Annotated in this window: 19 protein-coding genes and 1 pseudogene; 13 read left to right on the top strand and 7 right to left on the bottom strand. The window is 37.1% G+C overall.

The window, feature by feature from the left end:
• Positions 1-210: 210 nt before the first annotated feature.
• Positions 211-735, bottom strand: coding sequence for a universal stress protein (locus tag AKG34_RS03680; protein WP_053344829.1), 525 nt, complete (start codon positions 733-735; stop codon positions 211-213).
• Between the two features lie 352 nt (positions 736-1,087).
• On the opposite strand from AKG34_RS03680, the gene AKG34_RS03685 reads away from it, so the two are divergent.
• Positions 1,088-3,085: a transglycosylase domain-containing protein gene (locus AKG34_RS03685; RefSeq protein ID WP_236694871.1), complete on the top strand. Its 1,998-nt coding sequence runs from the start codon at positions 1,088-1,090 to the stop codon at positions 3,083-3,085.
• Positions 3,086-3,274: 189 nt separating this feature from the next.
• Here AKG34_RS03685 and AKG34_RS03690 read toward each other — a convergent pair whose 3' ends face one another.
• Positions 3,275-3,583, bottom strand: coding sequence for a hypothetical protein (locus AKG34_RS03690; RefSeq protein ID WP_053344831.1), 309 nt, complete (start codon positions 3,581-3,583; stop codon positions 3,275-3,277).
• A 191-nt stretch (positions 3,584-3,774) separates the two neighbouring features.
• Here AKG34_RS03690 and iadA point away from each other — a divergent pair, with 191 nt between their 5' ends.
• The 6 genes from iadA (at position 3,775) to AKG34_RS03725 (ending at position 12,347) form a co-directional block, all read left to right on the top strand.
• Entirely contained in the window at positions 3,775-4,950 is a 1,176-nt protein-coding gene (gene iadA, locus AKG34_RS03695) for a beta-aspartyl-peptidase (RefSeq protein WP_053344832.1), read from the top strand.
• A 770-nt stretch (positions 4,951-5,720) separates the two neighbouring features.
• Entirely contained in the window at positions 5,721-6,833 is a 1,113-nt protein-coding gene (pdhA, locus tag AKG34_RS03705) for a pyruvate dehydrogenase (acetyl-transferring) E1 component subunit alpha (RefSeq protein ID WP_053344834.1), read from the top strand.
• Positions 6,833-7,816, top strand: coding sequence for an alpha-ketoacid dehydrogenase subunit beta (locus tag AKG34_RS03710; RefSeq protein WP_053344835.1), 984 nt, complete (start codon positions 6,833-6,835; stop codon positions 7,814-7,816). Before pdhA ends, AKG34_RS03710 begins: the two co-directional genes overlap by 1 nt.
• A gap of 30 nt (positions 7,817-7,846) precedes the next feature.
• Entirely contained in the window at positions 7,847-9,112 is a 1,266-nt protein-coding gene (locus AKG34_RS03715; protein ID WP_053344836.1) for a dihydrolipoamide acetyltransferase family protein, read from the top strand.
• Entirely contained in the window at positions 9,113-10,537 is a 1,425-nt protein-coding gene (gene lpdA, locus AKG34_RS03720; RefSeq protein WP_053344837.1) for a dihydrolipoyl dehydrogenase, read from the top strand. It begins immediately after the preceding gene.
• Between the two features lie 430 nt (positions 10,538-10,967).
• A complete protein-coding gene (locus AKG34_RS03725; protein WP_053344838.1) occupies positions 10,968-12,347 on the top strand; it encodes an amino acid permease in 1,380 nt (459 codons plus the stop codon).
• 96 nt (positions 12,348-12,443) lie between these two features.
• Here the strand turns inward: AKG34_RS03725 and hisC are convergent, their stop codons facing one another.
• Positions 12,444-13,556: a histidinol-phosphate transaminase gene (gene hisC / locus AKG34_RS03730; protein WP_152952238.1), complete on the bottom strand. Its 1,113-nt coding sequence runs from the start codon at positions 13,554-13,556 to the stop codon at positions 12,444-12,446.
• Positions 13,557-13,728: 172 nt separating this feature from the next.
• On the opposite strand from hisC, the gene AKG34_RS03735 reads away from it, so the two are divergent.
• Positions 13,729-14,196 (top strand): Lrp/AsnC family transcriptional regulator, encoded by a 468-nt coding sequence (locus AKG34_RS03735; protein ID WP_053344840.1) that lies wholly within the window; start codon positions 13,729-13,731, stop codon positions 14,194-14,196.
• A 185-nt stretch (positions 14,197-14,381) separates the two neighbouring features.
• On the opposite strand, the gene AKG34_RS03740 is transcribed toward AKG34_RS03735, so the two are convergent.
• On the bottom strand, positions 14,382-14,780 hold the full coding sequence (locus AKG34_RS03740) for a carboxymuconolactone decarboxylase family protein (RefSeq protein ID WP_053344841.1): 399 nt from the start codon (positions 14,778-14,780) through the stop codon (positions 14,382-14,384).
• Between the two features lie 118 nt (positions 14,781-14,898).
• Here AKG34_RS03740 and AKG34_RS03745 point away from each other — a divergent pair, with 118 nt between their 5' ends.
• Complete coding sequence (locus tag AKG34_RS03745) at positions 14,899-15,324, top strand: Lrp/AsnC family transcriptional regulator (protein ID WP_053344842.1); 426 nt, start codon at positions 14,899-14,901, stop codon at positions 15,322-15,324.
• Between the two features lie 258 nt (positions 15,325-15,582).
• On the top strand, positions 15,583-16,344 hold the full coding sequence (locus AKG34_RS03750) for a carbon-nitrogen hydrolase family protein (protein ID WP_053344843.1): 762 nt from the start codon (positions 15,583-15,585) through the stop codon (positions 16,342-16,344).
• Between the two features lie 344 nt (positions 16,345-16,688).
• On the opposite strand, the gene AKG34_RS28215 is transcribed toward AKG34_RS03750, so the two are convergent.
• Together AKG34_RS28215 and AKG34_RS03755 are read right to left on the bottom strand one after the other, a co-directional pair.
• A complete protein-coding gene (locus AKG34_RS28215) occupies positions 16,689-16,847 on the bottom strand; it encodes a hypothetical protein (protein WP_162878778.1) in 159 nt (52 codons plus the stop codon).
• A 302-nt stretch (positions 16,848-17,149) separates the two neighbouring features.
• On the bottom strand, positions 17,150-18,067 hold the full coding sequence (locus AKG34_RS03755) for a class I SAM-dependent methyltransferase (RefSeq protein ID WP_053344844.1): 918 nt from the start codon (positions 18,065-18,067) through the stop codon (positions 17,150-17,152).
• Positions 18,068-19,076: 1,009 nt separating this feature from the next.
• Here AKG34_RS03755 and AKG34_RS03760 point away from each other — a divergent pair.
• Positions 19,077-20,129: a helix-turn-helix domain-containing protein gene (locus AKG34_RS03760; RefSeq protein ID WP_053344845.1), complete on the top strand. Its 1,053-nt coding sequence runs from the start codon at positions 19,077-19,079 to the stop codon at positions 20,127-20,129.
• 793 nt (positions 20,130-20,922) lie between these two features.
• Here the strand turns inward: AKG34_RS03760 and AKG34_RS03770 are convergent.
• Positions 20,923-22,041: an NAD(P)/FAD-dependent oxidoreductase gene (locus AKG34_RS03770; RefSeq protein WP_236694992.1), complete on the bottom strand. Its 1,119-nt coding sequence runs from the start codon at positions 22,039-22,041 to the stop codon at positions 20,923-20,925.
• Positions 22,042-22,332: 291 nt separating this feature from the next.
• On the opposite strand from AKG34_RS03770, the gene AKG34_RS03775 reads away from it, so the two are divergent.
• Complete coding sequence (locus AKG34_RS03775; protein WP_053344848.1) at positions 22,333-23,130, top strand: phosphotransferase; 798 nt, start codon at positions 22,333-22,335, stop codon at positions 23,128-23,130.
• A 570-nt stretch (positions 23,131-23,700) separates the two neighbouring features.
• Positions 23,701-23,963, top strand: a pseudogene (locus tag AKG34_RS03780) (group II intron reverse transcriptase/maturase); the annotation flags it as partial.

Below are 23,963 nucleotides of genomic sequence, written 5' to 3' on the forward strand. Positions count from 1 at the left end.
AAAGGCGCCGAGGAGGCTCCCGGACCGCCCGCGGAAAGCGAGTGCCTGGAGTGGAAATCAACGTTCGAATTTTTAAAACCCTTAAAAAAACTGTAGACAAACTCGATTTCCATCGAGTTTGTCTACAGTCTGAGCCTGATTCTATATCGAATCCGGCTTTTTTTGACGAATATCCAAACAAAGCCGGCACAAGAAAGAGCCGGCTCCTTTTTACTTTGCAATAAATACCGAACAGGGGGCGTTTTTGGCGATGGAACTACTTGTACTGCCAAGAAAGAATTTTTCCAGCCCGCTTTTTGCGCTATTACCGACAACGATGAGGTCAGCCGCAGTTCTTGCTGCATAGTCACATACGCTATCAGCCGCATGTCCTTCCAATATTTCGAATTTCCCCTCAACTCGACATTCACTTAACAATCTAAGTGTATTACTTTCTGCGTTTTGAACACTATTTTGGACAACGGAATGGGTATCATTTGTCTCTTGATGATCCGTTTGTTCAACCTCGACAACGGGATGTGTTTGGACAGGGTCTACATAAAATCCTGCAGCTGGCACGAATCCCGGGGCGGATGCGTTTCCTATGATATGCTGTTCAACTTTTTCATTTAGGACATGAACAACGGTCAGCTTAGCTTCAGGAAAGGCCTTTTTCAATGTTGCACCATATTCTACTGCCCGTTTACTGTCTTCATTTCCATCAAAAGCGACGACAATATGTTTCAAATCTTTCATTAATATCATCTCTCCCCATTTTTAATGTATTTAAAAGTGTTATACCCACTTTTAAATGGCTTCACGCCTATTGATTGTGTATATTGATCACAAACACATGTAAAGAAGAGTTAGTAAGCATACGCGTACAGGCTACGGTGAATCTCCAGGCCCTTTCAGTTGAGTGGTCTGTTTTTTATCACTTTATAAAAAAAAGGAGTAAGTAAGTGAATTTCAGGAGTAACCCGTTATAAGAAAAAAAGAGAAGAGACCATTAAGTCTCTGCCTTTTAGTCAAACGACGAGTTTTCTTTTATAAAAAGGGTAAAATATTTTTAATGAAGCATGTCTTAGATGGGAAAATGGGGGTTCAAATGAGAGGGTTAGTGAAAATAGGACTGATTATTATATTGGCAATGGTAGTTTTCGGTGCCGGTTTACTATTTTATTTCAAGCAGGGTGCAGATATAAGTCTTCTACAAAATCATCTTCAGCAACCGACAGAGATCTATGATCTCGACGGAAATCTTGCCAGTACTATTACGGGCAATAAATCTGAAGGTGTTGCAATAGAGGAAATACCAGATCATATGAAACAAGCGGTTGTATCCATTGAGGATCACCGTTTTTATGAACATCATGGCATTGATTATCAAGGAATTTTACGTGCCTTAGTTAAAAATGCGAAGGCCGGAAGTATTGTCGAAGGAGGGAGTACGCTTACCCAGCAGCTTGTGAAGATTACGATGCTGGAATCGGAACGAACTCTGAAACGGAAGGTAGAAGAGTTTTTTCTTGCTCAGGAAGTCGAAGATGAGTATACAAAAGATGAAATTCTAGAAATGTATTTGAATCAAGTCTATTTCGGGCATGGGGCATGGGGAATCAAAAAGGCCGCGAATATTTACTTTTCCAAGGAGGTCTCTGAATTGACCGTTGCCGAGGGGGCATTGCTTGCGGGTGTCATTAACCTTCCATCCAAACTTGATCCATACAAAAATTTAGACGGTGCAATGAAACGACGTGATTTAGTTCTTTCAAGAATGGCCGAACATGGGTATTTGACGGATGATGAAGAGGCTGCGGCGAAAAAAGATGAAGTGACTCTTCTTCAGGGTGAGCAAATGACTGATCCATTAAAAGGAAAGTATCCTTATTTTGTCGACCATGTTCTGTCGGAGGCATCCAGTAGGTATGGAATAGAGCTCGAGGAGTTGCTTACAAAGGGTTACAAAATATACACAACACTAGATCAATCCATGCAGCAGGCTACAGAAACCGTTTATGCCAACGATGCCAATTTCCCAGTTGGGACTAGTACAGATCAATTGGTTCAAAGCGGGGCAATCCTCCTTGATCCGAAAACAGGAGGGATCAAGGCTTTAGTCGGCGGCAGAGGTAAACATCAATTCATGGGATATAACCGGGCAACGCAATTGACGAGATCTCCTGGCTCGGCCATTAAGCCGCTTGTTGTTTACACGCCAGCCGTTGAAGAAGGTTACGATATTACCACTCCTTTAAAGGATGAAAAAATGAGTTTTGGCGAATATGAGCCAACAAATCTAAGTGGCATTTATAAAGGGGAAGTACCGATGTACGAAGCGGTGATGAATTCCTTAAACGTACCTACTGTATGGCTATTAAATGAGATCGGTATAGATAAGGGATTGGATGCACTCAAGCGGTTTGGGATTCCATATGAAAAAAATGACAGAAATCTAACACTTGCTTTAGGGGGCATGGAGAAAGGGGTCTCCCCGCTGCAGATGGCTGGAGCCTTTTCCACCTTCGCCAACGACGGAAAACGAATGGAGTCGCATGCCATTGTAAAAATAGAAGGTGTCGATGGAAAAGAGGTGGGGGCTTGGGAAGAAGAAGCCACCAAGGTAACCTCTAAGGGCGTCGTCGACAAAATGAATACAATGCTGCTTGGTACAGTAGAATATGGCACAGCAAAAAATGCAGCTGTTTCCGGTTATGAAGTTGCAGGTAAAACAGGGTCCACACAAGTTCCAATCGAAGGAATATCAGGGGTTAAAGATCAATGGTTTATCGGTTATACACCTTCATTAGTAGGTGCTGTCTGGGCTGGGTATGATACGACTGATGAAAAACATTATCTGACGACACATAGTAGTGAGGGGAGTGCGATTATTTTTCAAAAAATAATGTCGCAGGCTTTACAAAATCAGGCGTCACAATCTTTTAAGACACAAGACATCGGGCCGCTTATAGCGGAACAACAGGCACATATAGCGGAACAACAGGCAAAAGAAGAAGAGGCGCAAAGAAAGCAATATTGGATTGACAAAGGTAATCAGATTCGGGAAGGATTGAATAAATGGAAAGACTGGGAGGTCCCATGGTGAATATCTAAAGGGAGCATGGATTACATGCTCTTTTCTCGTTCAATTCACTCACAAAAAAAGACTGTCAAATGTTTGACAGCCTATCACCGTTCTTTAAAAAATTAGATTAGCTATAAAGCCTATAACGACAATTCACCATTAAAATGGTTCTCATTATATACACCCTCTTCTATACGTAGTTAGAAATTATTAAATGTTAACTGTTTGGTTCGATTGAAAACCGAGTTTATTTGAAGCATTCTTTTTGCATATATTCTGTACTTTTTCGAGCATAGCTTGTACATTCTCGCCTTCAAGTATGACTTTCATAGTTACACATTCCTGAAGAATGAGTACAAAAGAGACAAAAGTAGAGAGTTTCTTGGCATCGACCATTTTATGTTTGCAGATAAAATAAATATTACCTTTAAATTCTTTTGTAACTTGATATAAGTTCATAATTTGACGCATGGAGAATCGTTTATTTGTTTTAATGTCCGTGGAAATTACTTTATTCATGTTGTTTTCTCCTTTAGTGATTTTATACTTTAGCAAGCATAATCAAAATGTCAGTTTAGCTACAATTTTAAAAAAAGAACATCTATCTTTGTCCTTTTATGTAATTGTTAGCGGGTTATGCTGTTTATTTACCCGTGTTAATGATTTTAAAACCTATTAGAAAATTTCAATTTATGAAGGGAGAAGGAACAATGCTTAAACTTATCAAAAATGGAGAGATTTATGGACCGGATTTTATGGGGCAAAAAGATATCCTATTGGTTGGAAAGCAAATTGGTTACATGGAGGATCAGATTGATGTACCTGTTGATTTTGTTGAAATGGAAGTGATTGATGCGGCTGGTAAAATTATTGTTCCAGGTTTTATTGATGCACATGTCCATATCATCGGTGGAGGAGGAGAAGGTGGCTTTAAAACAAGGACTCCTGAAATTCAGTTAACCGATGCAACGTTAGCTGGTATAACGACATTAATTGGAGTCATCGGAACTGATGGAACGACAAGAACGATGCCAGGGTTGCTTGCTAAAGCGAGAGCTCTTGAAGAAGAAGGAATTAGCTGTTATGTTCAGACCGGTTCGTATCAAGTACCAGTCAAGACTCTTACAGGGAAAATTGAAGATGATTTAATTTTAGTGGATAAAATTATCGGGGTAGGCGAAATCGCTATTGCCGATCATCGTTCCTCGCAGCCGACTGCAGCGGAATTGGCGAAACTAGCATCACAGGCCCGTAATGGCGGACTTTTGTCCGGGAAAAGCGGTATCGTCAACATTCATGTAGGTGACAGCCAGAATCATGTACGGGTAATCGAAGAAGTCGTGGAGACAACTGAAATACCGATCACACAGTTTTACCCGACGCATATTAACCGCAATCAGCATTTATTCAATGCGGGGATAGAATTTGCAAAAAAAGGCGGCTATATTGATTTTACGACAAGTACCATCAAGAAGTTCCTAGAAGAAGGAGAAGTAAAGGCAAGTACAGCAATAAAACGAGCACTCGATGAAGGCGTTGATATTCGGCAAATCACCCTCACTTCAGATGGACAAGCGAGCCTGCCTGATTTTGATAGCAGCGGAAATCTGCGCGGTTTGAACATCGGTACGTGTATGTCCTTGTATGATGCAGTAGTCGATGCGATTCTCGAGGACGGAGTCACAATAGCCGATGCAATCCGTGTTGTGACTGAAAATCCGGCAAATATTTTAAAGCTCGGTAATAAAGGGCGGATCGAGGTAGCTAGAGACGCCGACTTAATTATAGTTAAAAAAGAAACATTTGAAATTGATACCGTAATCGCGATGGGCCAAATTATGGTAAAAGATGGCATGGCGGTCGTGAAAGGTACATTTGAAAAATAGGGATCACTCCCGTATCCTCGAAGCAGAAAAGGAAATAAAACTTTCTTTCTGTTCTGTTAGAAATGTTAAGGTAGGGCTCCTTAACCATGGTTCGCTGGCACCAGTTGATCTAAAGTAATCATTTCAAGTTGATCTCGCTGAATAGAATCATGTTTAGAAAGCATCCTTATCACCTCAAGCTTTAATACTTCTATTTTAAAACAAAAAAGACTGTAGGCAAAAGGAGTTCTATCTAAATGTTAAAACAAAGTTGATTGGAACGGACGAGACCCCGCAGGCGCAATGGCGCCGAGGAGGCTCCCGGACCGCCCGCGGAAAGCGAGTGCCTGGAGTGGAAATTAACGGTCAAATTTTAAAAGCAAAAAAAGAATGGAACAAGTTGTACTTGTTCCATTCTTTTTTTTGTGCACCCGGCATGGATGCAATTTATAGGGTACGCGCCCCCAAAACAATCGAAAATAATTCCATCAAGTTGAGAAATTATAGTAGTTTGATTTGGATTTTTCCATTAATTTTACGAATTTTCAAAATGAAGGTGGAGTATACGATAACACATTCTAAATAAAGGTAATATGCAAAAAATTCATTCTATTTAACATATTATTAAAACCCTTGATGTATTATCCTTTTATATAAGCAAATATAGTTTATGAAAAAGCATTTATTTAAAAACATAAAAAGACCAAAGAAAATTTTTGGGCTGTTATTTCATGACTGTTCAAATCCTTGGTAAGTTTGCTAATCAAATCTATCTTAAGGGGAGAAATGAAATGGAAAAGACGGAAAACCCAATTTTGAAAGCGTATTCAAAAGAGAATTTACCGGAAATGTATCAGGTATTAGCTCCAAATGGAGAGATAATTGAATCAATTGATGGAAAAATTGATAAATCACTCATGCTTAAGATGTATGAAAGTATGCTATTGCTTAGAATGTTTGACCGTAAATCAGTTAATCTTCAGCGCCAAGGAAGAATGGGGACTTATGCACCCTTCGAGGGGCAGGAGGCATCCCAAATTGGCAGCGCTTTTGCATTATCGGCAGGGGATTGGATGTTTCCCACTTACCGTGATCATGCAGCGGCAATTATTCATGGACAGGAGATGTATCGTGTTTTTCTATACTGGATGGGACATGTAGAGGGTTCTATCTGTCCGGAAGGAAAACGAACTATGCCTCCTTGTGTTCCTATTGCGACTCAAATGGTTCATGCGGTAGGTACGGCTTGGGCAAGTAAGCTTAAAGGAGAAGAGAATGTAAGCATTGCTTATTTTGGTGATGGTGCTACTTCTGAAGGGGATTTTCATGAGGCACTGAATTTTGCCGGTGTATATAAAACCCCAACAATCTTTTTCTGCCAAAATAATGGCTACGCTATCAGTGTGCCTTTTGAAAAGCAATCTGCATCTAAGACTATATCTCAGCGTGCTGATGCTTATGATATCCATGGTGTTCGTGTAGATGGAAATGATATCTTTGCAGTTTGGCTGACTGTAAAGGAAGCAGTCGAAAGAGCGCTTAAAGGTGAAGGTCCTACTTTGATTGAAGCTATTACCTTTCGATATGGTGCCCATACTACTGCAGACAATCCAAACATATATCGTAATCAGGAGGATATTTCAACATTCTGGAGGGAAAATCGCGATCCGATTACACGTCTTAAAAAGTTGTTGATTAACAAGGGATTCTGGAATGAGGAGCAGGAGGAAATGGTGCTAAAACAAATTAGCGAACAGATTGACACTCACCTCCAAAAAGCAGAAGAGTACCCTAAAGCCGATCCTCTCGATATGTTTAACCATGTTTATGCTGAAGAGTCATGGCACATAAATGAACAGCAGCAAGAATTGAAACAAATCTTAAAGAAGGATGTGAAGAAGTAATGAGCCAACATTTAACTATGATTCAGGCTATTACAGAAGCAATGGACCAAAAGCTTGGTCAGGATGATCGTGTGATGATCTTAGGTCAGGATATTGGAGTAAACGGTGGAGTTTTCCGTTCAACGGAAGGCCTATTTGAGAAGTACGGAAAGGATCGAGTTGTAGATACACCATTAGCTGAGGCTGGAATCATTGGCTCTGCAATTGGTTTAGCTCTTAATGGAATGGTTCCCGTGGTAGAAATTCAATTTCTTGCATTTATTTATCCAGGATTCGAGCAGATTGTTTCCCATGCTGCCCGTATGAGATACCGTACTCGGGGACAATTTGGGGTGCCCCTTGTTATCCGTACACCATATGGTGCTGGAATCAGAGGTCCTGAGCTTCACTCCGAAAGTGTCGAAACCTTCTTTGCCCACACTCCGGGTTTAAAGGTGGTTGCACCTAGTAATCCTTATGACGCAAAAGGACTACTCATTTCTGCCATTGAAGATCCTGATCCGGTAATCTTTTTGGAGCCGACTAAATTGTATCGAGCTTTTAAGGAAGAAGTTCCTAAAGAGATGTATCGAATACCAATTGGTCAAGCAAAAGTGGTTCAGGAGGGAAGCGACTTAACCATTTTTGCATGGGGAGCTATGTTAAGAGAAGCATTGAATGCCGCTAAAAAGATTGAAAATGAAAAAGGTTGGAAGTGTGAAGTAGTCGATCTTCGAACACTATACCCGTTAGATCGGGATACGATCGTAAAATCCATAAAAAAAACAGGTCGCGGATTAGTCGTTCATGAAGCTCATAAGTCATCCGGATTAGGTGCGGAGATTATCTCTATTATTAATGATGAAGCCCTTATTTACCTTAAAGCCCCTATTAAGCGTGTGACAGGATTTGATGTTCCGGTTCCGCAGTTTTCAGTAGAAGATCATTATTTACCTACTGTTGAACGTATAAAACAAGGAATAATGGAAACGATTTCATTTTAATTAATGAATAAGGGAGAAGGAGGAACAAGCATGGTAGAATTTAAACTTCCTGATGTAGGTGAAGGGATGCATGAAGGAGAAATTATCAAGTGGCTCATTAAAGAAGGAGAATCAGTAACGCAGGACCAACCGATAGTAGAAGTACAAACAGATAAGGTCAATGCGGAATTGACTGCCCCAGCAACGGGCGTGGTCAAGAAAATACTCTTTACTGAAGGGGATATTGTAGAAGTAGGAACCACTATATTTACTATTCAAGAAGAGAACGATATTTCTGTTCCGGAAACATTTGTTATTGAAAAAGAGCCCCCGGTTATGCAACCTGCTGATGTAAAAGTAAATTCAGAGGATATAACAAGTAAACCACATCTTGAGGCAGCTCGTGTGTTGGCTACTCCATATGTACGTCAAATGGCTAGGGAAATGAAGGTTGATATCCAGCAGGTTAAAGGTTCTGGGCCTGCTGGACGAATAATAGAAAGTGACTTGCAACAGTTTATAGAAAATAATCAATTTAAACAGGTCAATGACAATAACAACGATAATAAAATACTTCAAAATGCAGCTCCTATTGAAACTGTTCAGGAAAAAGGGTTAGAAGAGCGGATTCTGCTTAAGGGTATTCGAAAGAAAATCGCTGAACATATGGTAAAGTCAGTTTCGACTATTCCACATGTCACCCATGTAGATGAATTAGAAATGGATAGATTAAAGGAATTAAAAGATCAATTAAAGACGTATTCAGACAACAAGGATATTAAATTGACTTTTTTACCATTCTTCGTTAAGGCCATTGTTATCGCACTTAAGGAGTTTAAAACATTAAATGCTTCAATTGATGAAAAGACAAATGAAATGGTCTTGAAAAATTATTATCATATTGGGATTGCCACGAATACGAACGATGGTCTCATTGTTCCTGTTATTAAAAATGCAGATCAGAAAACAATTTTCCAGCTAGCTGATGAAATTAGACAAATGGCAATCCAAGCTCGAGAAGGGAAGTTGAGCTTAGAGCAGATTACTGGTAGTACATTTACCATTAGCAATGTTGGACCAATCGGTGGGTTGCATGCGACTCCAATCATTAACTATCCCGAAGCGGCAATTTTAGCGTTACATAAAATGGAACCTCGCATGGTTGTTCGCGATTTGGAAGGTGTTATCCGCTTGATGATGAATATGTCGTTATCTTTCGATCATCGTTTAATTGATGGCGTAACAGCGGTACGTTTTACAAATCGGATTAAGGAACTACTGGAAAACCCAATTCTTTTAGTTGTGGAGATGAGATAAATGGTAGTAGGGGAAGTTGCTATAGAAACAGATGTTATCATTATAGGAGGAGGTCCGGGAGGATATGCTGCAGCTATTCGTCTCGGACAGTTAGGGAAATCGGTTGTTCTAATTGAAAAGGATAAGCTGGGTGGTGTTTGCCTCAATCGGGGATGCATACCTTCGAAGGCTCTAATACATACAGCTGATCAATTTCATAGGCTTAACGATTTTGAAAAAATGGGAATTCAACTACCACAAGAGAAAACAGCAGTTGACTTAAATGTATGGCAGGATTGGAAAAAGGGCATCATTTCTCAGTTGAACCAAGGTATATCCCATTTATGTAAAGAAAATGGAGTAACGGTGGTGAAAGGTCAAGCAACCTTTTTATCAGATGACCGCATCGGAGTAGAAACCGATGGTGATTTTGAAACCTATAAGTTTGAACATGCAATTATTGCGACAGGGTCTAGACCGTTTATTCCTTCGTTCCTTAATGTAGATGGAAGATATATTTTGGATTCGACAACATCTTTACAGCTAAAAGAAGTTCCACCTAGCTTGTCGATTATCGGCGGAGGCTATATCGGTATCGAAATGGGTATGGCTTTTGCAAAGTTAGGTACTCAAGTAACAATTATTGAGATGGCTAATCGTATTCTCCCTCAGGTTGCCGACAACTTGGTCAAGGAAGTAATCCGTAATGCTAAGAAGCTTGGGATAAATCTTAAAACATCTACAAGGGTAGAAAAAGCCATTGTGGAGGATGGACAAGTTCATCTTCATGTTTTTTCGGAAAAGCATGGGACAGAAGTGATTGTGAGCGAGAAGACCCTAGTTACAATTGGTAGGATTCCTAACACTCAAGAGATTGGTCTAAATCAGGCTGGCATTGCGGTAGACGAAAAAGACTATATAGTAGTAGACACGGAATGTCGTACTAATGTTCCACATATCTTTGCTATTGGTGACATTACACCTGGTCCAGCTCTTGCTCACCGAGCGTCTAAACAGGGAATAGTGGCAGCAGAAGTAATAGGAGGTTTGCCAAGTGCCATTGACTCCTCTTTTGTTCCCTATGTAATCTTCTCAGATCCACAAATTGCAGGGGTGGGCTTCAGCCGTGAAGAGGCGGAACAACAGGGATATAGCGTCAAAACTGGGAAATTTCCATTCAGTGCCAACGGACGAGCGCTTGCAACGAATGAAACAGAGGGATTTGCAGAAGTGATCGTGGATGCTAAAAGCCACATTTTACTTGGAATGCATATGGTTGGCGCTGATGCATCTAACCTTATAGGTGAAGGAGTACTGGCACTTGAATTGTCAGCTCGTGTAGAAGATATAGCTCTGAGCATGCATCCACATCCAACTTTGACTGAAGGTTGGATGGAAGCAGCGGAAGCAGTTTTGGGGCATGCAATCCACATTGTAAATAAGTAAGATAAATGGAGGAAATTAATTAGGGGTTACTTATAACAATGTAATCCCTAATTAATAGTGTTCTAGTTAATAGATAAAAGATAAAGATAGAGATAGAGATAGAGATAGAGATAGAGATAGAGATAGAGTGGGTTTAATGAGCCCATCTTAACGTTAAAAGTAAATCTAGATCCGTATTAGGTTATTAGTTCAAAAACCCTACTTCCATAATCAAACTGAAATACAGCATTTATCCAAGTGAAAATTATCAGCCTGAAGCTATCCTTCTTGTAATATTTACGGTAAACTTTAGCTTGCCGTCTTTTCATGTTTCCACTCCTTTGTCATATCGGTTGATAAGTATTAAACTTATCAAGTCGCCTTTCAATAGATGAAACAGAGTGATTAATTTTTTATTCAGAAAATTAACAGAATAAAGGAGGAATAAGTAATGGAATCAAATAATGGGTCTCTACAAAAGAAGTTGTTACCGCGACATATTAGCATGATGGCAATGGGAGGAGCTATAGGTACTGGGATTTTTAAAGGAAGTTCTGAAACTATATCGTTAGCAGGACCAGGAGTTATCCTTACTTATATTTTTGCAGGATTATTACTTCTTGTGGTCATGGGAGCTATAGCAGAAATGGCAATCGTCTATCCAAATACAAATATGAAGGGTTTTGTTCAGAAAGCGTTTGGTAAACGTAGTTCCTTCATTATAGGCTGGATGTATTGTTTCATGTGGCTGTCCGTATGTGTTATTGAGGTAGTAGTGGCAGGAAGTTTCTTGCAATACTGGCTTCCATCTATTCCACTTTGGATATTAAGTTTAGGCTGTGCTGCCCTAATCATTGGAATTAACATGATGAATGTTAAAAATTATGGAGAATTTGAATTTTGGTTTGCTGGAATTAAAATTACAATGATTATAGTATTTATTCTCTTAGGAGCTAGTATTTTATTTGGAATTATCCCAAGCGGCGGAGCTAATTATCTACAAAACTTTACAGAGCACGGTGGTTTTTTTCCTAATGGCTGGATGTCAATATTTTCAGCTTTGCTAATTGTTATGTTTTCTTACGGCGGTTCAGAATTAATAGGAGTAACAGTAACAGAAGCAAAGGATGCAGAGCGTATTTTACCTAAGGTTATTAAAAGCTATATTTGGAGAGTTATATTATTTTTCACCTTACCGATACTTGTAATATGCGGTTTAATTCCTTGGAACGAAATTAGCGACCAGTCAAGTCCGTTTGTACAGGTATTGTCAATGTCAGGCTTTCAGGGATCTGCCCACATAATGAACTTTATTTTAATTACAGCTGTCTTATCTGCAGCTAACTCTGGAATATATGGTTGTACACGGATGTTGCATTCTTTAGCTGCAGAGGGGGAAGCTCCAAAGTCTTTCTCTTATGTATCGAAAAATGGTGTTCCATTATATAGTTTACTACTAAGTGCCGTTATTTTAATCGCGGGCTCCATGATTACCTACGTTGCACAGGACAAAGCATTTACCTTATTAATGGCGTTTCCGGGTTTTGTGGTATCACTTGTATGGATCAGTATTTGTTTAGCGCAGCTAAAACTTCGCAATTCATATCCTAAAGCTCCGAGCTTTAAATTGTGGGGCTTCCCGTACGTAACATTGTTTACAGTAATTACATTAAGCATCATTTGTGTCATGTTTGTGTTTAGTGAACAGAATCGGGTCAGTATCATTGCTTGTCTTATTGTATTGGTAGGATTATTCGCGATTTCAATCGTTAAATTTAAAAGTGTGGATGAACAGGAAACAATTATAAAAGAAAAGAGAATGGTTAAATAAATCCACGTAAAAGATACGACATGGGCAAAGGGCGTCTATGTCGTATCTTTTATGCTTTATCAATCCTTGATTATTTTGCAACTATATTTCGATATGTCATGTACTAAGCGTTTTATTGATTACATTTTGTAAGGATTTTATGAATCTCTCATTTTCAAGTGGAGTACCGATGGTCACGCGGATAGTATTTTCATAGCCAAGTAAATGACCAGATCGGATGATGACCCCTTGTTTTAATAGCTCCTCAAAGACGTACCTGCTAGGATGATTTAGTTTGACCATTATAAAGTTGGCATGAGAAGGAAAGAATGTTAATCCCATCTCGCTTAGTTCATTTTCTAAATATCTTCTTCCTTCCTCATTCTTACGAGCACATTGTGCTACAAATGTAGGGTCGTCCAGTGAAGCAAAGGCTGCTGCCTGTGCTAAGCGATTGGTATTAAATGGTTCTTTCACTTTGATTAGCTCTTGGATGATGGAAACGTCCATTAAACCGTATCCAATCCTTAATGCAGCCAATCCATATATTTTTGAAAAAGTACGTAAGATGACTAGATTTGAATGGGTATTTAGAAATGGCAAGGTTTCTAAATAGTCTTCATCCTCAACATACTCATAGTATGCTTCATCAACGATTAGTAAAATATGTTTCGGCACCTTCTCGATAAAAGATCTTAACTTTTCTTTTTGAACGATTGTTCCTGTTGGATTATTGGGATTACAAACAAAAATCATTCTTGTTTTTTCAGTAATGGCCTCATACATACCCTGTAGGTCATGTACGCCATTAATAAGAGGTATCTTTACAGGTGTGCCTCCGTCAATCAATACATTCGTTTCATATCGTGGGAATGTAACGTCAGCCATAATGACTTCATCATTTTGTTGAATGTAGGTTCGTGTTAACAAACGTATAACTTCATCAGATCCATTACCTAAGATAATATTATCTTGTTTGATATTTAATTTCCTTGCTAACTTTTCAGCTAATGACGGTGCCATTCCTTCAGGATAAAATGAGGTTTGCTCCATTTCGATAAGCATGGACTCTTTTGCTAGAGGTGAGCAACCATATGGATTCTCATTGGATGCCAATTTAACGATACTTTCAAGTCCTAGTTCGCGTTGTACTTCTTCAATTGGTTTACCGGAAACATATGCGCTTAGGTTTTCAATGTTTTTTCGAACAAGAATTTTCGTGAAAGTCAATGCAAGTTCCTCCCTTTGATAAATTCTGAATTTTCTTTTTCTATTAATGATTTTAATGATAGAATAATAACTGTTAAATTTACATACAAAAAAGAATGTATTTTCTGCTTTCCATACACCATTTTAAAGAAATATAAGCTTATATTCCTTCATTATGAAAGGCGGTTGCTTCATGGATGAAATAGATGTCAGTTTACTAGAACTTTTACAATTAAATGGACGTATTACGATTAGTGAATTATCAAAGAAATTGGCTCTTAGTCGACCTAGTATTTCTGAACGTATGTATCGCTTACAAGAAAAAGGGATTATAGAAGGGTTTAGTGCCAGAGTTTCACCACCGGCAATAGGAAGAGGAGTACTTGTGTTTATTCAAGTGAGTGAACTTAAAGTTTCTGTTCCTGATTTTGAGCAATTAGTCAAAGATGATTTAGACATTATTGAGTGTCATCGCGTAACAGGAACAGTAGGATATTTTTTAAAAGCCGCTTTAGCTGATATGGACAGCATGAGAATTCTTATAGATCGATTAATACCTTATGGACATTTAAATACTTCTATAGTTTTAACATCCCCAGTACCTTCTCGCTCCATTCTTCCAAAGATTAATCAGTTAGAAGATCAAGGTGCAAAATTCTAGATTGAATTTAATCTTCAAAGCTATTAGATACTAAAACTATTTCAAGTCAAACATTACTAAATTAAATGGTCCAGTTGAACAGTTGAAAATACTGATGGTTGAGAACAAAAACGTTTTGGAATTCAACTGCTTAGTATGAATCTTTTTCAGAAAGGAACAAGGCAAATGCCTGTTCCTTTTTAACATTATTTTAAATCCATCAAAGCCCCGAAATATTGCTGTGCAGTTGTAAAACAAATGAAGGCTAACAGTTCCGATATCTCTTCATCGCTAAATGCTTCCTTTAACACATCAATGAATGTTTGCTCCGTTTTTTCGCGTTCTAGGAGAAATACCTCTGCAAAAGCTACTGCATAGCCTTCTTTAATATCGTCTGGTTTCAATGGACGACCTTTTGCTTGACAGTATGCACATCCGTTACCATATGCAAGAACCCTTCTGACATTTTCCTTTAATTCCTTTGAAAGTTTCCCGTCTGTAGATATACACTCTGAAAGGTCCGACCATTTAAGTAAAATATCCTCCGAATGAAAAAGTCGTTGAAACGGACTGGACCCAATAGCTGAATGTTTAATTCTTGTCATGAACATCTCCCCTTTGAGATAATCTTATAATGAAAATCCAGGTAAATTAATTGCATTTGTAAAGTATTTAAGAGTAATAATATATAGATGAAAGAAAAAGAAAGGGAATACTAATTATATGGAAATTGATAAAAAAGACCGTAGCATTCTTGATGAATTAACGATAAATAGTCGGGTTTCTATGAGGGAACTGGCAAAGAAAGTGAATTTATCTGCCCCCACTGTTACAGAACGGGTTCGGCAGATGGAGTCTTTCGGAATTATAAAAGGGTATGTTGCCGAGATTGATCATAAAAAGATTGGTTTTCCGATTGAATGTATCGTAGAAGCAACAGTGAAGAATGGGGAGTATGACCGATTCAAGAGCTATATTGCCAAGCTTCCGAATGTTGATTTTTGTTTTCGAATTGCCGGACAGGCTTGTTATATGTTGAAAATACATAGTGAAAGTCTCCCAAAAGTGGAAGAGTTCATCAATCAGATAATCCCGTATGCTACAACAGTGACGCATGTGATACTTTCCGAGGTAGAGCGGAATCAGTAATAAGAATATTTTTATCGTTAACGAATTTATTCACTTAAACGACATATAAGTATAAATGTTATCTAAGGGAGTGGAGTGAGTCCGTACCACAGTTTAAGTGAGAGACACATAACAATAATCAAGCCAAATAATTTGAAGCATTATACGGTTTTTCTTAAGCAACTATCGGGGCAGGTTATTTGAACAAGCAAATCAATGTCTATGCTACAATTATTACAAGCATAGTCATTAATATAAGTTAATGTTTGGGAGATCATTATGGGAAAAATAAAAATAGCTTTATTACACCTATTGCCTATTGCTGGTGATGTGGAGTATAACCAAAAACTTATTGAACAAGCCATTCATATAGCATCAAATAATAATGCCAAATGGATTATAACACCTGAACTATGTGTCAGCGGACTTCAATTCAATCATAAGATTGGGACTGGATGGATTAACAGGCAACCTGATGCTTGGATGAGTAATTTGAGCCGTAAACTAAAGAATTTGAAAAGCACTGTATTTTTGGGTTGCCCTGAAAAAGGCAGTAATGGAGAGTTGTATAATGCTGTGTTTGTCATAGATAAAAAAGGTCACTTATTAGGTAAACAGAGAAAAATCAATAGTATTATTGATGATTGGTCAGCTTCAGGGGATGTAATAGAGCCAATAAAAACAGACAATGTTGAGGTTGGTATTATGATTTGTGCAGACGCATATACCAAAGATATTGCTTACAATTTATTTGAAAAAGGAGCAGAAATATTAATTGCACCGTCTTCCTGGGGTCCTGGATTACATGGTCCAGAGGGAGAATGGGAACAAAGGTCATTAGAAACAGGGCTACCCGTAATTGTCTGTAATCGTACTGGCGAAGACGAAACTGTCCGTTTTTGGGATGCAGAAAGTATGATCATTAAAAATGGTGTACGCCTCTTAACACATAAATCAAAACAATCAGCTATACTTACTTTTGAATGGGATTTACAAAGTATGGAATTAATATCCTCACATTTCGACATCGATTACATATAATGAGAACTTAATTTACTACATACACTAAACTCTTGTTGAACTAAAGGGTGCGTTAGCTGAAGATCAGAACTGTCTTTAAGGCAGCTTTTTCTTTATGCAGATAACGGGGCAGGGGCAGGTTAGCTCAATAAAAATAAGGGTTATCCAATTAATTGTAGCTTACCTTCTGCTATATTTATTTGTTTATTTCTTTAGCTAGGTATTCACGGTCAATGGCTTGAGGTGGTCTTTCAAACCAACCGTGCTTAATCATTAAGTTTGCAGCATCTCCATCAAATCGAAATGAGAGATGTAAAGTGTTTAATTTTGAAGCAGAAAAATAAAAAACCACTCAAAGTGGTTTTTTAATCGCGCATTGCTCCTGCCTCTCGGGAGGTCATTGCACCTTGTCCTTCGCTTACATCTTTTTGAATTTCTTGTTTTACTTTTTGTGCATCAGTTCCGGCAAATTCTGGTTTCATAATAGAACCCAAATTCTCTTTAGCTTGTTGATCCTGTTGCATACAAGTCCTCATCAATTTATTGTTTAACAATCTTATTATTTACAAAAAAACACTCGTTATATCCCGAGGATTTGAACGAATTTCCCTTAAAGTAAAGGGGGCTTTCGTTGAACAATCGCTTCTTATGGCACTAAAGGGGCAGATTGGTTCAAGAGTGCTGTTTGATCTTTGTTCAACAATTGGGCCAGATTTTTGAATAACTTGCAGTAAGAAAATTAGAATATATAAATTTTTAGATAAAAATGAGTACAACCTCCCAATCATAGGGAAATTGGGAGGTAAGTCTGTTATTAACCGAAATATTATTTTTTTACAGCATGGATGTAATGAATCGTTTCGAATGCAGACAAATAGTCTGTACGACTACGAAAGAATTCATTATTAATAGTAACAGGTGATAGATGTTCATAAATGAGTAAACCTGAGCTTTCTAACATTTTCTCCATTTCATCATAAGTAAAACATGATTTCATTGGCTCACCACTAGCTGAAGCCATTTGAACCATATTTTGAACTCGATTAGACATTCCTTTTTCTTCAAAAAGTTTGTCGTCTGCATAATCAAAAACGATAGAACTTCCTGATGGAACTTTGGTAAATAATTTATTAATCAAGTTGGCATTTTCCTCTTTTGTTAAATAATAAGAAACACCTAAAAGACTAAACAAAGTTTTTTTGTTAGGCATAAAACCTTCTTCAACAAGATTTTGAACAGTAAATTCTTTGGTGAAATCCATTGAAACAAAATGAAGATTATCCGGAATTTGATAATTAGCATTTGCTAACCTTATCTTTTTAAAGTCTTGTGTGGCTGGATAATCAACTTCAAATATTTCTATGCTGTCGTTTAATTCTGGGTGTCGGAAACAAAAGGTATCTAATCCAGCTCCTAGAATGACATACTGTTTAACGCCTAGCAACATTTCATGAAATAATACATTTTCGCAATAGGCAGCACGTGCTAAAGGAGTTGGGGAAAGTTGAACTTGTGTAATCCATTTTAAAATTTCATCTGGATGATCTTGAAACTTCTTTGCAATTTTACTATTAAAGAATTGAATTCCTTTAATCATGTTCTCACGAATATCTGCAAATTCTTTTTGGGTAATTAAATCTTTTGCAATAAAATCATCAAAAATTTTGGGTGTGTCATATTTACTGTGGTATGCTCGACCAAAGGCTGATATTAAGGAAGTTAAACTTGTTTCATTTTTCTTCATACATTAATCCTCCCATATAACAAAAATAAGATTCCCCTGGCCAGGAGAATCTTATTATACACACAAATATTTTAACTTTAAATTATAGCATAAATAAAATTTTTTGTCAAACTTTTTTCTTTGTGGTAAATTAAGATATGTTTCTATATATTATGGTAGAAATTCTATTTTAAGTAATAAAGGATATTGTTCGACAATCGGGCGCGATTCTTTAATAAGAATCGCTTTTCTTAATCAACTAACAGGTGGGTTAAGTTCACTAAAAGAAAAAAGGAGAGTACATATTATACATGGCTAATATGTACTCTCCTATATTTATTAAGGTTTTTTATAATTAGGTCTAGATAACTCAAGCTCAGTTATGAAATCATCGTCCTCGAAGGAGTGCTCTATTTTGTGCAATAGCATTGGAGAAATAAACAAAGTACCACCTCATAATAACTGTAGCATTGATTGTTGAGTTATTTGTAAGGAAGATTATGTGAATAAAAAGCCAACACTATATTTTTATAGTGTTGTCTACAGTTTTTTTTGAGGGGTTGTAAAAATTCGAACGTTGATTGGAACGTAGGGCACTCGCTTTCCGCGGGCGGTCAGGGAGCCTCCTCGGCGCCTTTGCGCCTGTGGGGTCTCCCTTGGACACGCTTTTCCCGCAGGAGTCTCGCACCTTCCGTTCCAATCAACTTTGTTTTAACAATTAGAAATAGACACTTTTGCCTACAGTCTAAAGCCGACACTATATTTTTATAGTGTCGGCTTTTATTGTAGCTTTAAAATAAAGTTAGATAATTAATGACAAAGTTAGATAATTTTAAATAAAGATTTATAATTTATATTTATGTTTAATAAAAATTGTTCTTGAATAATCAAACCATTAAAAAAAGGAAAATATTTCAGGGTTTTTGTGTAGGTTTAATTTTATATATCACAAGAAATATCAAAAGAAAGAAATGGATACCTCTTATAATTTTATTAAGGAGTGAGATAAATGAATGAATAGATACAGCTTATGATTGATTGGATTGAAGACAATTTAAAAAATCAATTTTCATTAGATGAACTATCTAATTATATGGGATATTCCCCTTATTATTGTTCGTTTAAGTTTCACCAAGTAACAGGTATAAGTATTAGGCGCTATATTCTTCTTAGAAGATTGTATTTATCCACGGAAGATTTAGCAAATAACAGGAAGATAATTGACGTTGCCTTTGATTACGATTATTCTTCGCAAGAAGCATATAGCAGAGCCTTTAAAACTGTTTTTGGTATCAATCCTAGAGAATATCAACTTAACAAGTTGCCTGTCCAGTCATTTGTTAAACTCACTATTAATAAAGTCGGGGAATGGTGTAGAATGAATGTTTCTAGAAAAATTGAGGTTGAACAGTTACAAAATGAGAAGAGTGAGTTGTTTGACAAAGACGTACTCAATATATTGAATGGTCAAGTTATGTATGAGGAGTTTAAAGATAACAGACTAATGGGAGATTCTGATTACGCTCCATTTAATGAAGCGATGTGTGTAAACGCGACTACTAAACAAGTTTTTGATAAAGAATTTATAAACACACGAGCTTCTGGACATCATGGGTCAGTAGAGAATTATATCAAAAAGGTCATTGTTCCATTAGACAATCTTTTTAATAAAGAGTATAAATGTATCGTGTTATGGTTTGGTGAAGACATGTTTTGTCAGATGAACCTACTTACAATACTTTCCTATCTTGAACAGTCCGGATATGAAGGCAAAGTTTTCTTAAATTGCTTCAGAGAGGATGAATTTAAAGTTAATCAAACTGAACTTAAATTAGGTCATTATTATTCTGTATACAAGGAAGTGTTGGTCAATCATAATAAACCATCATATGAACTACTTCCAGTCATGTATCAGGCAATAGACATATATTTAGATATGCTAAAAGAAGATAATGCAGTAGTAAAGTATATTTCCAAAAATAAAGATTTACCAACATCAGAATTAATTAATAGGTTATTTGCTCTGTTCCCAACAGTAGGCTATGGAGATTTACAATATATAGAGCTTATTAATAAAACTTAAAATTGGAAGTGGGAACACGAATTTTTAAAGACAAACATTGAAGGGGTTACCAATAAAGTGTAAAAAAACTAAACCTTTTTTCGTCAACTGGGACTATTCTGAACGACTTGTCACATAAACGAATTCCAAAATGTTGTCGTTTTTAACCTTTGTTAAATTAATTATTCTTGTTGAACTAACGGGTGCATTAGCTTAAGATAAGGCAGCTTTTTCTTATGGAACTAAAGGGGTAGTTTAGTTCAACAAGGGGTTATAATATATTAGATTCAGAAGCTTGTAAAAGTGGTAGTGAAAAATGCTTATAAAGTAACGTAATCCACCAAAAATAGGAGAGGGAAAATTGAATTGAACATAGATATAGGGTTTCTCTTCCTTGTTCTTTTATCACTAACAGGATTAATATTGTCCATTCGATATACTAATGTGCAAGATAAAGAGCAGAGTGAAGTAGTAAGTGGAGCAGGAATCTTCGGTAATTTTGTTTATCTTTTTTTAACTTTACTACCATTTAAGGTAAGAAAGGCGATATATATTATAGTGTGCCTTCTTATGGTCCTTTTGTTTTCTATTGGTTTATGGTTAGTATCAAAGGTTTAGTTGTGAACTATCGGGGCAGGATAGTTGAAGAGTGCTGTTTGACCTTTGTTCAACAATTGGACCATTTAATTGAATAAGAGGTTGGATAAAACCCAACTTTTTATACAGCCATCAGGAGCACCTGAGTGTCCTGTAGCATTGATTTATTAACGATGTATAAAAATCAGATACGATTGACAGAAAGATAATAATATAGTTAGCTGAATTTAAGTAAGTAATAACTTTCAAACGCTCGCTTCATCATATGTGGCATCATGCCACTCGTTGTACATGTTAATGTTCCTTGTTTAGAAGGTTTATTCATAATAAACATAGCACCTTCTTTTCCAAGCTCCATAAAATAAAGTGTTTCGTGTTGGAAAGATTGAAGTGGTTCATTATGCATTTGTTTGACAATATTTTCAACAGCAAGTACGCCCTGGAGCTCAGCAGCACGCCCTGTTTTTGTTCCTTTGATATTATTTGCATCACCAACAACATAAATATTTTCCCATTGAACGGATTGGAGAGTTTCATGAACAGGTAGGATGCCATTTTCATGCTCAAAATCTTTCGATGATAGAATACATTCCTTTCCTTTATAAGGAGGCAAAACGAGTAAAAATGAATAAGGAAGTCGTTCTCCGTTATTCAAATAGACCTTTCCATCATCAATCTGTTCAATAGAAACATTACAGTAGTACGGTATTTGTTTTTCCGTCATTAATACTTCAAGCTTCTCTGTCGGCTCTTTTCCATTTCCGTTAAATAGCTCTTTTTCATATGTAAAAAACGTCATGGGGCATTTGATACGGCGCTCATTGAGATATGCATCCAACTCAAATAAAAACTCATAAGCAATACCTTGGTTCGGATTCTCCTGCGCAACTCCTATAACAATTGGTTCACCTTCTTCCATTTCTTCAAGCTTTTCTCTTGTTTTAAGAGCAGATGATACATCATAGATAGATGCACTTTTTCCTTCTAATCCTTTTATTCTTGCCCAGTCAGGAGAAGCGCCTGATGCAAGTATTAAATAATCGTACTCAATGATTACATCATCATTACATATCACATAATTTTGTTTTGGCATAAGTGATTTGACACTTTTTTCAATGAACCTAACACCGATCTTTTCAAATGTTGGACGAAGTGGAAAGGAGAGCTTTTTAATACTATGTTTGTGAAATGGAAGCCAAATTAGGGATGGACGAAAAATAAATTCTTCCTTATCAGAAATAACGGTGATCTCATGTTGAGAATGTTTTAATTTTTTTCTAATCTCAACAGCAGCATTTAACCCTCCAAATCCACTACCAATAACAACAATACGCATCGCATTCACTTCACTTCCACTTTTTTATTTAGTTTTTTCTAAACCATGCCTATTTATGCTTTATTTCTACACGTTTAAATATATTTAAGGCGTTTTATGACTTATTTGTTGTAGATCTTGAGATTTTTTAATATTCAATAATCGGGCGCTTTAGTCGAACAAGAAGTTAAAGGGTGATACATATTAAACATGTCTAATATGTATCACCCTTTATTTTTTATGACTTTTTATTGAACAAACAGGAATTGTTTTACGGGTTATAGAAAATCCCTATCAGGGAGAAATATACAGATGTCAAACCATGAAAACGAAGAAATACTAACAGGAGGGAATGTTTCTAATGTTTATCGTTCGGGAGATATTGTGCGACGAGAATTAAAGCCAGATAGTCCCAAAATTCATAAGCTATTAAAGCATTTGGAGAACAAAGGTTTCAGTTATGCACCAAAGTTGTTAGGTATTGATGAAAAAGGAAGAGAGATATTATCATATATTGAAGGAGAAGCTGGTAATTATCCTTTAAAAGAATACATGTGGTCTGAGGATGTCTTAATAGAAATAGCGAAAATGCTCCGTCTTTATCATGATTCTGTTAGTGATTTTCCATTTGATGATAGCTGGCAATCGATAGATAACACCCCCCAACAATTTGAGGTACTATGCCATAATGATTTTGCAATATACAACATTATTTTTAATCATAAAAGACCAATAGGTATTATTGATTTTGATGTTGCTGGACCTGGACCTGGTCCAAGACTTTGGGACATAGCTTATACTCTTTATAATTGCGTCCCCTTAAGTAGATTTTATCTTTCTGAAACAGGTGAGAAAGTTTATTATAATTTATTACAGCATGGTAACCGTATAAAACAAAGAGTTAGATTGTTTTTTGAATCTTACGGTGAGGGAATAGAAGAAGATTATTTGGAAATAGTATTGCTACGATTAGAAGGGTTATGTAAAACAATTACAAGAAAAGCCAGTGAAGGTGACATTGCTTTTCAAAAGATGATAGATGAAGGGCATCTTGAACATTATCAAAACGATATTAAATTCATTCGAGAGCATGGAAAAGAGTGGATTTAAGGGCAGGTTTTTGTTGAACTAACGGGTGCGTTAGCTGAAGATGGGAGCTGTCTTTAAGGCAGCTTTTTCTTGTGTGCCAGGCATGGCAACTATCTAGGTGGTGAAAGTCCACTGTGGGGGTACACATCGACCAACCACTAAGGAAGCGCAAGGTACTTATCGTGAGGTAAGGGCTGGAGGAAGCGTGGAATAAAATCTTGGCTCGACGAACAGGAATCTGATACTAAGGCTCTATAAAGGGATTAAACTCCAAGACAAGTTAAAGTCCAAAAGATGTGCGTAACTTTATAGAGTAAATCAGGCGAGTAAAAGAGGAAAGATAGGTGTCTTACCCTGGGAGGTCTTGCGGATGTACAGAAGTACAGTCGAAAAAGGTTAGTCGCAAGAAGTCAGCAGAAGCCATAGTAATGAAATAATTTCATGAAGGGCTGAACAATTTATAGTGTTTCAACGCCACGAATGCGTAAGTGACGAACTCCGAATGTGTTAATGGTGAAAGTATGAGCGTACCTCAAAGAATAACCAAAATGGAGATATCACTTACTACGTGAGAGGAAAGGAGAAACGAGTGTGGAACTTTTAGAACAAATCCTAAGTAATAAAAATATGAACGAAGCCTACATACGTGTCTATAAAAATAAAGGTGCAAGTGGGGTCGACGGAGTAACAGTCGACGAACTAAAGCAATACCTGAAAGAGAACAAAGATGAACTGCGTCAGCGCATCAGAACAAGAAAATACCAACCACAAGCTGCCTTAAGAGTGGAGATCCCAAAAGAAAATGGAAAGATGCGCAAATTGGGAATACCAACAGTAGTGGATAGAGTCGTTCA

The sequence above is a fragment of the Peribacillus butanolivorans genome, from assembly GCF_001273755.1.
GTDB lineage: Bacteria > Bacillota > Bacilli > Bacillales > DSM-1321 > Peribacillus > Peribacillus butanolivorans.

What these genes read in the sequence shown, in the direction of transcription:
- AKG34_RS03680 (WP_053344829.1), bottom strand. Translation starts at nt 735, where the DNA reads ATGAAAGATTTGAAACATATTGTCGTCGCTTTTGATGGAAATGAAGAC.
- AKG34_RS03685 (WP_236694871.1), top strand. Translation starts at nt 1,088, where the DNA reads ATGAGAGGGTTAGTGAAAATAGGACTGATTATTATATTGGCAATGGTA.
- AKG34_RS03690 (WP_053344831.1), bottom strand. Translation starts at nt 3,583, where the DNA reads ATGAATAAAGTAATTTCCACGGACATTAAAACAAATAAACGATTCTCC.
- iadA (WP_053344832.1), top strand. Translation starts at nt 3,775, where the DNA reads ATGCTTAAACTTATCAAAAATGGAGAGATTTATGGACCGGATTTTATG.
- pdhA (WP_053344834.1), top strand. Translation starts at nt 5,721, where the DNA reads ATGGAAAAGACGGAAAACCCAATTTTGAAAGCGTATTCAAAAGAGAAT.
- AKG34_RS03710 (WP_053344835.1), top strand. Translation starts at nt 6,833, where the DNA reads ATGAGCCAACATTTAACTATGATTCAGGCTATTACAGAAGCAATGGAC.
- AKG34_RS03715 (WP_053344836.1), top strand. Translation starts at nt 7,847, where the DNA reads ATGGTAGAATTTAAACTTCCTGATGTAGGTGAAGGGATGCATGAAGGA.
- lpdA (WP_053344837.1), top strand. Translation starts at nt 9,113, where the DNA reads ATGGTAGTAGGGGAAGTTGCTATAGAAACAGATGTTATCATTATAGGA.
- AKG34_RS03725 (WP_053344838.1), top strand. Translation starts at nt 10,968, where the DNA reads ATGGAATCAAATAATGGGTCTCTACAAAAGAAGTTGTTACCGCGACAT.
- AKG34_RS03735 (WP_053344840.1), top strand. Translation starts at nt 13,729, where the DNA reads ATGGATGAAATAGATGTCAGTTTACTAGAACTTTTACAATTAAATGGA.
- AKG34_RS03740 (WP_053344841.1), bottom strand. Translation starts at nt 14,780, where the DNA reads ATGACAAGAATTAAACATTCAGCTATTGGGTCCAGTCCGTTTCAACGA.
- AKG34_RS03745 (WP_053344842.1), top strand. Translation starts at nt 14,899, where the DNA reads ATGGAAATTGATAAAAAAGACCGTAGCATTCTTGATGAATTAACGATA.
- AKG34_RS03750 (WP_053344843.1), top strand. Translation starts at nt 15,583, where the DNA reads ATGGGAAAAATAAAAATAGCTTTATTACACCTATTGCCTATTGCTGGT.
- AKG34_RS28215 (WP_162878778.1), bottom strand. Translation starts at nt 16,847, where the DNA reads ATGCAACAGGATCAACAAGCTAAAGAGAATTTGGGTTCTATTATGAAA.
- AKG34_RS03755 (WP_053344844.1), bottom strand. Translation starts at nt 18,067, where the DNA reads ATGAAGAAAAATGAAACAAGTTTAACTTCCTTAATATCAGCCTTTGGT.
- AKG34_RS03760 (WP_053344845.1), top strand. Translation starts at nt 19,077, where the DNA reads ATGATTGATTGGATTGAAGACAATTTAAAAAATCAATTTTCATTAGAT.
- AKG34_RS03770 (WP_236694992.1), bottom strand. Translation starts at nt 22,041, where the DNA reads ATGCGTATTGTTGTTATTGGTAGTGGATTTGGAGGGTTAAATGCTGCT.
- AKG34_RS03775 (WP_053344848.1), top strand. Translation starts at nt 22,333, where the DNA reads ATGTCAAACCATGAAAACGAAGAAATACTAACAGGAGGGAATGTTTCT.